The following is a 13655-nucleotide window of genomic DNA, read 5'->3' as shown; positions in this document are numbered from 1 at the left end:
CTTTGCCGCCGGCTTCCTTCAGATTCCACCTCACGATGGACACCCTTGCCTTAGGCTAATGGTTGGTTGCTACATACCCCCATAACGGACTTTCACCGTCTAGTTAATCGCCATGCGTGGCGCACTAAAAGAGCACCTTCTTTTATTATGAAAGATAGGTGCTCTTTTCTCATTATTTAGATTTTATCTTTGTCCGTAGGTTTTGAACTTTTCTAACATGACTTCCATTTCTTCATCAGATAAGATGACTGGATTACCAATACTTTTGGCGCGATAATAGATTTCTGCACTGAATTCAATTTCTTCAGCGATATTAAAAGCATTGATTAAATCATGCGCTCCTGCAAGTAAACCATGATTAGCAAGTAAGACCGCTTTTCGATCTTTCATTGCTTCAAATGCATTTTCGGCCAATTCTTTTGTACCAAAAGTAGCATATTTGGCACATCTTACATTCGGACCTGCATAGGCTACTAAATAGGAAACAGCAGGTAAATTCCAATTTAAAGCTGAGATAGTTGTTGCAAATGGAGAGTGGGTGTGAACAATTGCATTGATATCTTCTCTTTTTCTATAAAAAATACTATGCATTTCCAGTTCACTCGATGGTTTTCTTATTCCATCCACTACTTCTCCATTTAAATTTAAAACAACAATATCCTCTGGCAAAATTTCAAAATAATCTAATCCACTTGGACTAATGGCCATTAAATTAAAATCTCGGTTATAGATACTTATATTTCCACCCGTGCCTTTTGTGAGACCACTCGTTATCAACTTTTTCCCATATTCTACAATGAGTTCTCTTTCTTGTTTTAATAACAAGATATCTAATCCCCCTTAATTGTCAGCTACAATTACTTCTATTCCGTATTCGCGAAACGCTTCTATCGTTAGATCTTGTTCTTTTGTTAATGGTTCAAATCTATCAGTAATAATGGTATTAAATCTTTCTTTCCCACAAACTTGGAAAAAGGATAATTTATCTAGTTTTGTATGGTCTGCAATGACAATCACTTTATTAGCCTTTTCAATTAAGGCTTGTTTAGCTTCTCCCTCTTCAATGGTGATATCGGTTAATCCTTCTTGAAAATTCAATGCTCTACTTGAAATAAAGGCTTTATCGATATAGATTCCTTCTAAACACTTTCTTATCGTGGCGCCTACTAATGATAGAGATGTCCCTCTTAGCGAACCTCCAAGTAACATCGTTGTGATATGAGTAGCGGTAGATAGTTCAATAGCTATACTGATGTTATTGGTGATCACTGTGAGTCTTTGCCGATCTTTGATTAATTTACTTACCTCGAGGGCAGTTGTACTTGCATCAAATGCAATCACATCACCATCTTCAATCAGTTCTGCTGCTTTTCTAGCGATTGCCATTTTTTCTTTCTTATTAGTATTTAATCTTTCTTCGACGGTTGCTTCATAAGGGCTGTTTATTTTAATTTTTGCTCCACCGTATACACGAACAATGTCTCCATCTCTCTCTAGTTTTTCTAGATCTCTTCTGATGGTCATTTCAGAGACATTAAATAAACTACTTAAGGAAGTTACATCAGCGTAGTCATGTTCCCATAGGAATTCTATGATTTTTTTTCTTCTGATATCAGGTAATTCAGTCATTTTAATGATCCTTATCCTTCTTATTGAAATGTTTTTGTGTTATTTTTGGTCGAATAGTTTTTTCAAATTATCTGCGTAAGGTGGGTAGACAATTCCTTTTTCTGTGACAATTGCAGTGATGTTTTCATGTGGAGTTACATCAAATGCTGGATTGTATGTTTTTACATCTTTTGGTGCTGTAGGTACACCGAATCTGTTGGTAATTTCCAATGAATCCCTTTCTTCAATTGGAATATCTTTTCCTGTTTCGGTTTTCATATCGATCGTAGGAGTTGGTGCTGCAACATAAAATGGGATGTTATAATGTTTGGCTAAAATAGACACTCCTAATGTTCCAATTTTATTGGCTGTATCCCCGTTAGCAGCAATTCGATCACAGCCTACGATAACTGCATCAATCTTCCCTTGAGACATCACCATGGCAGCCATATTATCAGTAATGACAGTGACATCAATTCCTGCTTGTTGCAATTCAAAAGCTGTCAAAGTAGACCCTTGTAGCCTTGGCCTTGTTTCATCGGAAAAGACTTTTAAGTTCCAACCTTTTTCCTTAGCTAAGTACATAGGTGCTGTTGCTGTCCCGTATTTGGTTGTAGCTAAGGCTCCTGCATTACAGTGGGTTAAAATTCCCATTTCATCCTTTAATAATGTTAACAAATTCTCTCCTATTTTTCTATTGATTTCCTCATCTTCCTTATGAATTTCAACTGCTTCTTGATGCAACAATTCTTTGATTTGTGCCACTTGCAACTCTTTATTTTCAAGAGCTTTATTTTCCATTCGTTCTAGTGCCCAGAATAAGTTTACTGCTGTCGGCCTTGATGTGGCTAGATAATCTGCCTTTTCTTTTAGAACTTTATAAAAGTCCTCAAAACTGTCTTCTGGAGCGTTTTTAATTCCTAAATATAAACCATAGGCTGCTGCAACACCAATCGCCGGTGCTCCTCTTACTTTCATCACTTTAATTGCATCCCATACACTTTCTGCTGTTTCAAATTCTTCATAAGCGATTTCATTAGGTAAAAGGGTTTGATCTAATAAAATTAATTTCTCATTTTCCCATTGAATCGATTTAATTTGCTCCATGGTTTCTCCTCCTATTATTAAGCTTTTAACAGTTCCATCATTTCGTTAGGAGTGATTTCCTGTTTAAATAAACGATGTAATAAAGTATATAGACTTGATGAAGCCTTCGCAAAATGAACTGATTTCGGAACATGTTTCGCATTGATTAGCATGTGATATTGAACCTCATACCAATGGCAAAATTGTATTTCATTCTTATCTTGGTAAGTTGTTTTTCTTACAGGTCCTCCACTCACTCTACCTACTAATTTATCATTTTCTTGGTTTGATATATATTTGAGATATGAAATAGCTATATCTTTATTCGCACTATTTGCTGCAACTACAAATCCCCATGTGGTATTAAAAGGATATTGATAAGTCATAAATCCGATTTGGTCAAAATATGGATTTTCATTAGGATTTAAGATAGCTGCCGCTTGCCCTCCCCAAGAAACTCCTATGACAACTTCACCTCTCTGAATAGCTTCCTTCACTTGCAGGTTTCCGTAGTTTTCAACTTGTTGTGGACAATACGGTTTAAAAGATAAATAGTCTTCCAACGCTAAGATTGTTTTCTTTTCATCAGAGAAAAATGGTGGTTGATCTAACAATTCCACTCCTCTTTCCCATAAAAAGGGTAAGAAATCTAGTAATATTTCAGTTACATCCGATTTTAAGGCAATTACCGGTTTATTATTTGAATACTTTTCTACTAAATCTTTTATTTCAGGAATGGACACCGTTTTTTTGTTTATCTTGATCCCTTTCTCTTCAAATCGATCTTTTCGATAGAATAATAGGTGTCCATCTGAAAAAGAAGGGATCATATAGATATGGTCGTTATATTTCATTTCGTCTTGAACACTTTCTATAATTCCGTTTAGATCATAATCATCCAAATATTCATCCAAGGGAATAATAAGCTGCTTCTCTACCAATTCAGGAAGCCAAAAATTCCCTGGATTCATCATAATATCATAATTTCCTTCTCTATTTTTCAATGCAACATCCAAAGTATTTTTATATTGATCCCAATCAATAATATCAATGATTACTTTTACTTGGTTTGCCTCTTCCCATGTTTTCGTGATTGCATTTTCTGTTTCACGTACATAGGCATAAACTGCGGGATCATTTACGGCTAGGATTTTGATTTGTTTCATGACTTCACCTTCATCCTTACACTTGAATTGGACAGTTATTATTGATATATAAACAAGATCATTTCTTTTAACGAGGGAACCTGTTTACAGCTTCTCTTAAAGTTGCTAAAAAGTCTTCACCTGTTTTAAAGCTCTCTCGTTTTTTAATATAATCCTTAGCAGCAGTGAGACATATTCGCTCTGCTCTTAACCTAGCATTTTTATCTGAAATTGAAGTAATATCTTTAACATGGGCAAGACCTACAATTCGACGAGATAACTCAAGACCTGTTACAGCAGCAGTATCACGAAGTACAGTTCCAAGGTACCATTTATCGAAACCCTCTTCTTTGGCAAGAACTTCTGAGACGTTTTCTTCCCAAGCTTTAAGGAATTTCTCATTAAACATGTTCACAATATCAACAATGGTCTTTTCTAGCCAAACTGTATAATCTTCTCGTTCAGCTACATCATTTATGGTGGCATCTGCATTCACCCATGCGAAGATTAGATTAGCTATTACGTTACCGACATCGTAGCCAATTGGACCATAGAAAGCGAATTCAGGATCGATCACCTTGGTAGAGTCAGGTTTGATAAAAATAGATCCTGTATGTAGATCCCCATGTAAAAGTGCTTGGGCATTGGTCATAAATTCAAATTTGAGTTTGGCTACTTCCAAACGAAGTTCCTGATCTTCATAGAGTTCTCTTCTCACCCATTCAAGATTAGGTGGAAATACATCATTACGTCCCTTATAATCATTAAAAGGTTCTGTATATACCAGATCCTCTGTAATTTCACAAAGATCCGGATTTATATAGTTTTTTACCAACGCTTTCTTTTCCTTATGCTCTAGAACAACGTCAGTGGTTAATAGTAGTGTATTGACCATAAATGTGGTGACATGATCTGCAAAAAGAGGAAATTTTTTATGTTCAATAAGAGCTTGGCGCATGATCACATGATCTGATAGATCTTCCATAGCACTGCAATTCATGATCTCATCGTATTTGTAAACCACAGGGACAAGTCCAGGGGCTAATTTCCCTTCTAATTGAAGCACATCTGATTCAATTTTATTACGGTCTGTGGAAAGTTTAAAATCATCGGAAATACGAGCAGTCTCTCCAGCCTGTTTTACGATAACTGATTGATTTGTATTCTTATCCCATACACGGAAGACGTAGTTCAAATTCCCATCACCGATTTCCTTACAGTCTAAATCAGCTTCTGGTTCAAATAAATCTAGTTTCTCCTTCACATATTCAATAACATCTGTTGGCTTCATTAAGAAGTAAGTGTTGAACTTAGACATAAAACATTTCTCCTCTCCATCAGAATTTTTAGTTTCTTTTGCGGAAATAGGTTGATGCAAGGGCAAGGGCAAGTACTATACCTTTTACGATGTTTAATGAGTAATACGGAACTGACATCATTACAAGACCATTCTCTAGAACACCAACTAATACTGCCCCAACAAAAGTTCCAATAGCGTTCGGCTTACCTGAACCACCAAAGGAAGATCCAATAAACGCTGCAGCAACAGCTGGCATTAGATAACCAGAACCAGCATTGATCTGTGCAGAACCAATTCTGGATGCGATCATAATCCCACCAAGCGCAGCAAAGAAGGTAGATAACAAGTAGGCGATGGTTCGATAACGATCTACTGGAATCCCAGATAAACGAGCGGCCTCCATATTCCCTCCTACTACATAAAGGTAGCGTCCATGCTTGGTATGGTTTAGGAAGATATGCACAATAACTACAACAACTAGCATGATGATGATGATATATGGTGCTTGCCCGATCTTCTCAAAAATTAATGGTAGAGTACCAACTGTTGGAGTTCCATCTAGTCTTGGCATGCCCTCACTAATCGAACCCCCACCAGTATAGGTCATAGCAACCCCTTCAAAAATAAACATGGTAGATAAAGTTGCTAGCATATCTGGTATTTTTACTTTTACAATTAAAATTGCATTAAGTGCAGCTACTGTTAGAGTTATCAATATTGCGATGAACATAGAGGTAAACGTGGACATGCTATGCCATACAAAGAAAGATACAATCAATGAATTAGAAAAGGTCGCAGCAGAACCAATCGACAAATCCAATCCATTTACTGTCAAAGCAATCGTTAAACCAATTGCAATTACCGTTACAATAGAAATACTCCGAAGGATTGTTAAAAGGTTTGAAGTTGCTATAAATTGAGGCATGGTTATTGTGAAGAATAGTATAAGAATAAAGACTGCTATTACCGTACCCCATTTATTAATAAAATTTAAAAAGTTAGTAAGTCCCTTCATCTCACGTTCTTTTGTTTTTTCTATTTTTACTTGCATGATCAATTACCCCCTGTTGAGTAAAAGAGTATTTCCTCTTCGTTTGTTTCAGAAGTAAGAAGCTCCTTCACAATCATTCCATCATACATAACATAAATTCTATCCGTGATCGCTAGTATTTCTGATAACTCGCTGGAAGCATAAATAACCCCTTTATTGGCACTTACCATACGACCAATCAGTTCAAAGATATCATGCTTGGCACCAACATCAACACCTTTTGTCGGTTCATCAAATATGTATACATCGGCATTAGCCATTAGCCATTTACCGACGGCAACTTTTTGTTGGTTTCCCCCTGAAAGATAGGCCACTTTCTGATTTTCGTGTGGCGTTTTTATCCCTAGATCAAGAATCATTTTTTTTGCAGCTTCGTGTTCGACTCTTGGTTTTAGGAACCCAAGGGGACTACTAAAATCTGAAAGGCTTGCTGCCGTAAGGTTACTGTATACTGGTTCCTCAACCAATACTCCTTCTTTACGCCTTTCTTCTGGCACTAAGGCTAAACCTTGCTTTACTGCTGAATAGGGAGTATGAATATTTAATTTCTTACCCCTTAACCATATTTCTCCTTCATGAATAGGTAATGCTCCAAAGATCGTTTTGCAAAATTCAGTCTTACCTGCCCCTACCAATCCAGCAATACCCACAATTTCCCCTGATCGGACGTACATGTTTATATTCTTAACTGCATTATCTTTTTCGCTAAGATTCTTCACTTCAAAAAACTTCTCACCTATATTCACTTTATGTTTTTGGTAATTCTCATCAAATTTTCTGCCTAGCATTAATTCGACAACCTGTTTAGCCGTTAAACCCTCCATTTTTCGCCGAGTAACGAGCTGTCCATCTCTCATTACAGTGATTTCTTCACATATTTCAAATAGCTCAGGCAGCCGATGAGAAATAAAGATGACACCAACGTTGTGATTGTATGCAAGGTCTCGAATAATGCGGAAAAGTTCTTCAGTCTCCCGAGAACTTAACGGTGCCGTTGGTTCATCGAGAATGAGAAATCTACGTTCCTCAGCAATCGCACGGGCAATTAATACTATTTGTTTTTGGGCAAGATTTAAATCTTGAACCAATGTGTGTGTATCAATCTGAATATGTAGACGTTCCAATACTTTACGAGCTTTTTTGTGTATTTCTTTCCAATTAACAAACTGCTTTCCTTTCATCTGATTAACAAGGATATCAAGCATAATGTTTTCTGCTACATTAAGATATGGAATCAGCGCTGTGTCCACTTCTTGATAAACAATATCGATCCCTAATTCCTTTGCATCGCGTGGAGAACGTATGTTGACCTCATTGTCGTCAATATAGATACTTCCTGTGTAATGATCGTAAGCTCCTGAAAGCACTTTCATTAGAGTTGATTTACCAGCTCCGTTCGCACCTACTAATGCATGTATCCGTCCAGTTTCCACATCAAAATGAACGTTTGAAAGAGCCTTTACACCAGGGAATTCGATAGAAATATCTTTCATTACTATTTTGAATCGTTTCGGTTGTTCCATGTTTTCCACCCCGTCTAGATAAAGTAAAACTAAAAATGCTAAGAAAAGAGAGGAAATTGGATTATTACTCCCTCCTCTCTCGTTATTTATCTATTTTTTTGCAAAATTAGCGCGAAGAGTATCCATCCATGGTTCATTAAAGGCATCAGATTTTCCCCAACCATCAACCACTAGATTGAGATTTGTCATATTGGTATCTGACTTTAATTGATCCTTCTTAATCAGTTTTGCTTCAAGGTCATAAGTATCTGGAGTCTCTTCACCAGCAAACTTCTTAGCTAAAAGTCTCATATCAACAATACCAATAAGGCGTGGATCAACAGCTGCAGTAGCAATCCATGTACTTCCTTCTTCTCTCATTAGGTTAATATCCTGATTAGAAATATCAATAGAGATTAGTTTTATATCCATTCGATTATTGTCCTTCATGGCTTTGAATCCACCTTTAGCCATTTCGTCCCAAGAACCCCAAATCACATCAACTGTACCTGGAGGATATTTAGCGAGTACTGCACTCACCTTAGCAGCAATATCTCCTTGAACATCCTGAAAATTGGTAGGTCCAATAATCTCAAGTGTCTTAATTTTATTTTCCTGCTCAAATTTTTGGTAAATGGTTTCCCGTCTATCAAGTGGGGGAACTCCTGGGCCAAACCAAAGTTTTATCACTTTAACTGGTTGACCATCTTTTGAGAGTGCTGCAATTTCATTTAGGGAAAGCTCAGCAAGTTTAAAATCGTCTTGGAAAGTCGTGGTGATCTCTGGAATACCCTGTCCATTTTTATCAATGACAGTATCAAATGTTACAACTTTAATTCCTTTGTCAATCGCTGGTTTTAACATATCGTAAGAATAATCTTTTTTTCCATGGGAAATGACAAGCCCATCATAACCCTTTTGAATAGCTTGGGCTACTAATTCTTGAAACTTTGCATCATCATTGTCCGCAATAAAAGTATCAACCTTAAAACCAAACGATTCTCCTTCACTTCTAGCCCCATCTAAAAATTGTTTCGTGTGGTCGTCAGATGGAAGGTTACGAATAACAGCAACCTTTTTGCCCCCTTGAACTCCATCAGGTACCCCTTCAATTTTTTCTGCCGGTACATTTGATGTTTGTGAGTTTGTACCACAAGCTGTTAGAACTAACATGATTGAAATCAACAGAACAAGAATTTTTTTCATTTACTTTTACCCCCTTCTGATTTTTGATTTGTTCTAATCTTAGCTTGATATTTTTATTGTTATATACTTTTCACTCCTTTCTTTCTAAAAAATTGTTTTACAGATTATGTTTGTTTTTAACATATTTTGCATTCATTTAATATAAAGTTGTGTTTAATTATGTTTATTTCTAACATATTTAAATCAATTATAAACATTCATAATATTATATACAATTTTAAATTTCCGATGTTTTTGCTACATTTAAGCTAGTTTTAAGTTGTTTTGATTATGTTTTCATTGTTTTTCTAAAATTTTAAAGCGCTTACATATTGATTTTACATAAAAAAACCACCAACTGATTTTTTCAGTCAATGGTCTTATTGTAAATTCAAATTAAATGTATTACACACTACTTGAGAAAAGCTGGATTTAAAAAGGGATTCATTACCTGGCTAGGTTAGTTAGCCATACCACGACTGTCTTTTCATGATATATTCTTTAAAATTACTTGAAGATGTCATTCAGAAGTCTAATCGTAAATTAACAAAGTGGATCAAAAGTCTTCTGGTCTTGACAAGCAGCTAGCAATGAATGGAATTGCAAATGCATAAAAGCTTCCGCTTTCGATGAAATGCGAAACGTCTTATCTTCCGAATCGGCAAAAAACCGCGCTGTAAAAACTTCTTCCCCGTCATTTATGAAAATTTCAATAGATGACGAATCGAGATACATGTGTAATTTACGCAGCTGATTTACCATGCATTGCCTGCTTTCCAACCCGCTGCCGTCAAATTTTTTTCTCTCCATGATGAATAAATTTTTATTTTTGTCGTAGCATAATTTAATATTGTTGCGAATCATAATTTCTAACCGTCCATTTGTTAATGAATGCACATTTATCGTTATTTCTGATTGTGGCTGTATCATCATAAAGTATTCATCGTTTTCATTGTTTAAAACAAGATTTATAATGATCGGTTTGCCACTTCTTAATTTTTCCAGCTCTTTAATTGGCATTTGATATAAATGATCGCCAATGACTTTAATTTCTCTAGGAATAGTTAACGCGTGAATCCAGCCTTTTTCAATAGTTGGATGATATCGTTCATTATCATCCCCCATCCCCATCCAAGCGATCATTATTCTTCTATTATGGTGATCTACGAAAGTTTGCGGTGCATAAAAATCAAAGCCGCGATCCAATTCCGTAAATTCTCCATGTTCATAATGGTTTGTATCAGGAAGCCAATGGCCGACAAAATAACCCGATTGATATAGGTTTTTGTAATTCAATCCTTGAGGTTCTAACCCTTGAGGGCTAAACACAAGGATATCTTTCCCTTGAGATTGGAATAAATCTGGACATTCCCACATATAACCAAATTCACCTAAACCATTCCAATTGCTTCCTGCAATAGGACCCAACATTTCCCAATGGTATAAATCCGTTGAGGAAAATAAAACCGCTTTTCCATTTAAAGAATTGCTTTGGCCACCAATAACCATATACCAACACCCGTTCTGTCTCCAAACTTTTGGGTCGCGGAAATGAGGGGTATATCCTTTTGGGACGTTGAGGATCGGTCCTTTTTTTTCAAAATGGATTCCATCTTCGGATACAGCTAAACATTGATATGATTCTCGTTCACCATTTTGATTTTTTACATTTCCTGTATAAAAAAGGTACATCTTATCATTATGTTCGATAGCAGAACCTGAGTAACAGCCATTTTTATCGTACCATTCACTTGGTACTAAAGCAGGAGGTTGTTCTTCCCAATGCAATAAATCCGTTGAGGAAAAATGCCCCCAGAACTTTATTCCATGATTCGTTTCGAACGGATTCCATTGATAGAAAACGTGATATCGTCCATGAAAGTATATAAGGCCATTGGGGTCATTCATCAGCCCAAATGGAGGCGATAAATGATAACATAGTCGATAAGGATCATGAGTATATACTTTATTTTTGCTTTTTAATTTATTTATTTTTTCTAGCAATTGCAATTCCTTTGTCATTGACATACTCCTGTTCCGATCGTTCAAAACTCATACAAATTTATTTCTTGTTTTCCGCCAGCATTTTGTCAGAAAATCCAAATAACCAAGTTAGTATAAAGGCTGTTCCTATTGCGGTTAAATTAACTAAAATATATGGGAGAATTTGCCCGTTTAAATAAAGCAATGTTCCTGGAATAACGGTTATAGCCATCCCAGTAGCTTTTAGACCAAGCATTGATGCTAAAAACCCTCCGACTCCACCGCCGATTAACCCCATTGCAAAAGGTTTGATATAACGAAGATTTACACCAAAAATCGCTGGTTCTGTTATTCCCAAAAAAGCGGATAATGACGAAGACAATGATAAGGCCTTCAATTTAGACGATTTCGTTTTCAGTCCTATTGCCAAAGCTGCACCACCCTGTGCCGCAACTGAACTAGTAATGATGGCATTATAAGGATTACTTTTAAATTGTTCCAATAATTGAATTTCCAGCATGTTAAATATATGATGTACACCCGTCACAACGATAATCTGATTCAATGCGCCGATAATTAATCCACTAAGGCCAAATGGAAGGGATAAAAGGAATACCGTTGCAGCCAAAATATATTCTTCCGCAATATGAAAAATAGGCCCAATAACAAACAGCGCCAAAGTGATCATGATTAATAGCGTTAAAAATGGAGTCAAAATTAAGTCTAACACTTCTGGAACGCGTTTACGTATGTTTTGTTCTAATTTTGCTCCGATAATGCCGGCAATAAAAGCAGGCAGAACCGATCCTTGATAACCTACTACCGGAATAAAACCAAAATATTTAATTGGTTCGATATCGCCTCCTGCAACTCCCCATGCGTTAGGAAGGGAAGGACTAACCAACATAAGGCCTAAAACGAGACCGATCAAAGGTGTGCCGCCAAATACGCGAAATGTTGACCAAGCAACTAATGCCGGCAAAAATATAAATGCTGTATCAGTTAGAACTTGGGTAAATAAAACGAAATTTTCCGGAATATCAGCCGGGGATAACCCGAATAAAGCTAATATTTGTTTTTGCATGACTAAACCACGCAGCCCCATAAACAATCCAGTAGCAACCAGTGCTGGAATAATTGGCACAAAAACATCCCCAAATGTCCTAATTGCCCGCTGAAACGCGTTCCCGCTTTTTGCAGCCTCGCTGCTTTGTTCAGATTTCGTTTTGCCGCTTACACCTAATTTGATCACTTCATCATATATTCGATTGACTGTCCCAGTTCCTAAAATAATTTGGTATTGACCAGAATTAAAAAATGCTCCCTTCACTTTGGAAATATTTTCTACTTTCTCTTGATCAATTTTCTCTTTGTCTTTAATCAAAAGTCTTAAACGTGTGGCGCAATGGGCAGCAGAAATTACATTTTCGTTTCCGCCAACTGCCGCAAAAATTTCTTTAGCAATTTGTTTATTATCCGACATCATTTTTCACACTCCCACATCATTAACAAATATTTTGATTTAGACGTTTTGGTAAAAATGAGGAATCGATTCCATATTGAGCATTTTTTAGATGAAATCAATTTCTAATTTATATGAAATCGATTTCATCATTTTAATTATATACTATCTCTTTCAATCAGTCTATACCCTAACGTGATTTTTTGTTCATGAACCTTTTTTCCTTCAATCTGCCAAAGAAGAATTTTTGCTGCCTTTCTCCCTGCCTCTTCATATTCTAAATCGATCGTTGTCAATGCAGGGGAGTAGATTTTCGATAGATCCGAATCACCGATGCCTGCCACACTAATTTCATCAGGGATTTTCATGTTTTTTTCTTTTAAATATTGCATGGCACCGATTGCTAAACGATGGGTTGCCGCAAACACCCCATCAGGAAAAACATTATTGTTTTTTGCTATTTCTTCCATCGCCTTATACCCTGATTCTAGCTTAAAATCACGAATGGATATATAAGAAGGCTGGATAGGCAAACCGTTTTCTTTTAATGCATCATAATAGCCTTGTTTTCTTAAAACTCCAACTGAATAGTCTAATTCATAAACTCCGATAAAAGCAATATTTTTTCGCCCTTTTTCAATCAATATATTTGTGATCGTTTTAGCAGCGTTATAATCATCATGAACAATATAGGAGCAATGTAGAATTTCTTGACCAACTGCAACGAATGGAATATTGATATGTTTGATTTCATTTACCAAATTTTCATTAATATTTGTGGCTAACAAAATAATCCCATCGACACGTCTACTTTTTAACAAATTTAAATATTCGATTTCTTTTTCGTTTTTTAAATTTGTATTCGCTAATAATATTTGATAGCCTTTTTCTGAAAAAACTTCATCCATCCCTGATACAATGCGGCTAGAAGTATCTGTACTGATTTTTGGTAAAATGACGCCGATAACTTTTGTTTGCTTCGTTCTCAATGATTTTGCTTGGTGGCTGGGAATGTAGCCGGTTTCTTTAATCACTTTTAAAACTCTTGTTCTGGCTTCATCGCTTACATAACCAGAATTATTTAACACTCGGGAAACAGTGGTTCGGGAAACATTGGCTAATTTAGCAATTTCATTGATCGTAATCAATTTGTTCATCCTTTTCTTCATTTTATTTTCAATACAAACTACCACATCGATATAAACCAGTCGTTTTGCCAATTCATTGATTGGCAAACACCTTACTATCATTCCATTTTTTTATTTTATCACATTATCTATAACATGAGAAAACAACATTTGATATGCTTCTGTATCCATTATCAGCTACATTT

General features: G+C 36.1%; 11 protein-coding genes. All 11 read right to left on the bottom strand.

The window, feature by feature from the left end:
- Window positions 1–183 precede the first annotated feature (183 nt).
- Window positions 184–825 (bottom strand): L-fuculose-phosphate aldolase, encoded by a 642-nt coding sequence (locus BEN26_RS09575; protein WP_069798422.1) that lies wholly within the window; start codon window positions 823–825, stop codon window positions 184–186.
- Window positions 826–840: 15 nt separating this feature from the next.
- The gene (locus BEN26_RS09570) at window positions 841–1629 is read right to left on the bottom strand and encodes a DeoR/GlpR family DNA-binding transcription regulator (RefSeq protein WP_068726504.1); all 789 of its coding nucleotides are present in this window, start codon (window positions 1627–1629) and stop codon (window positions 841–843) included.
- A 39-nt stretch (window positions 1630–1668) separates the two neighbouring features.
- Complete coding sequence (gene mtnA / locus BEN26_RS09565) at window positions 1669–2715, bottom strand: S-methyl-5-thioribose-1-phosphate isomerase (RefSeq protein WP_069798420.1); 1047 nt, start codon at window positions 2713–2715, stop codon at window positions 1669–1671.
- Between the two features lie 17 nt (window positions 2716–2732).
- Window positions 2733–3860: an ABC transporter substrate-binding protein gene (locus tag BEN26_RS09560; protein WP_069798418.1), complete on the bottom strand. Its 1128-nt coding sequence runs from the start codon at window positions 3858–3860 to the stop codon at window positions 2733–2735.
- A gap of 67 nt (window positions 3861–3927) precedes the next feature.
- Window positions 3928–5157 carry an S-methyl-5-thioribose kinase gene (gene mtnK / locus BEN26_RS09555; protein WP_068726512.1) on the bottom strand — a complete coding sequence of 410 codons (1230 nt, stop codon included), beginning with the start codon at window positions 5155–5157 and terminating at the stop codon, window positions 3928–3930.
- 28 nt (window positions 5158–5185) lie between these two features.
- The gene (locus BEN26_RS09550; RefSeq protein ID WP_069798415.1) at window positions 5186–6190 is read right to left on the bottom strand and encodes an ABC transporter permease; all 1005 of its coding nucleotides are present in this window, start codon (window positions 6188–6190) and stop codon (window positions 5186–5188) included.
- Between the two features lie 2 nt (window positions 6191–6192).
- Window positions 6193–7713 carry a sugar ABC transporter ATP-binding protein gene (locus tag BEN26_RS09545; RefSeq protein WP_069798413.1) on the bottom strand — a complete coding sequence of 507 codons (1521 nt, stop codon included), beginning with the start codon at window positions 7711–7713 and terminating at the stop codon, window positions 6193–6195.
- 90 nt (window positions 7714–7803) lie between these two features.
- A complete protein-coding gene (locus BEN26_RS09540; protein ID WP_069798411.1) occupies window positions 7804–8898 on the bottom strand; it encodes a sugar ABC transporter substrate-binding protein in 1095 nt (364 codons plus the stop codon).
- A gap of 522 nt (window positions 8899–9420) precedes the next feature.
- Entirely contained in the window at window positions 9421–10905 is a 1485-nt protein-coding gene (locus BEN26_RS09535; RefSeq protein WP_084818747.1) for a glycoside hydrolase family 32 protein, read from the bottom strand.
- Between the two features lie 34 nt (window positions 10906–10939).
- Window positions 10940–12343: a sucrose-specific PTS transporter subunit IIBC gene (locus tag BEN26_RS09530; RefSeq protein WP_069798430.1), complete on the bottom strand. Its 1404-nt coding sequence runs from the start codon at window positions 12341–12343 to the stop codon at window positions 10940–10942.
- Window positions 12344–12480: 137 nt separating this feature from the next.
- The gene (locus BEN26_RS09525; RefSeq protein ID WP_069798428.1) at window positions 12481–13470 is read right to left on the bottom strand and encodes a LacI family DNA-binding transcriptional regulator; all 990 of its coding nucleotides are present in this window, start codon (window positions 13468–13470) and stop codon (window positions 12481–12483) included.
- Window positions 13471–13655: the final 185 nt, after the last annotated feature.

The organism is Tepidibacillus sp. HK-1 (assembly GCF_001748485.2).
In the GTDB taxonomy this organism is placed as follows: domain Bacteria; phylum Bacillota; class Bacilli; order Tepidibacillales; family Tepidibacillaceae; genus Tepidibacillus_B; species Tepidibacillus_B infernus.
This window is presented reverse-complemented; position numbering and strand designations above follow the sequence as displayed.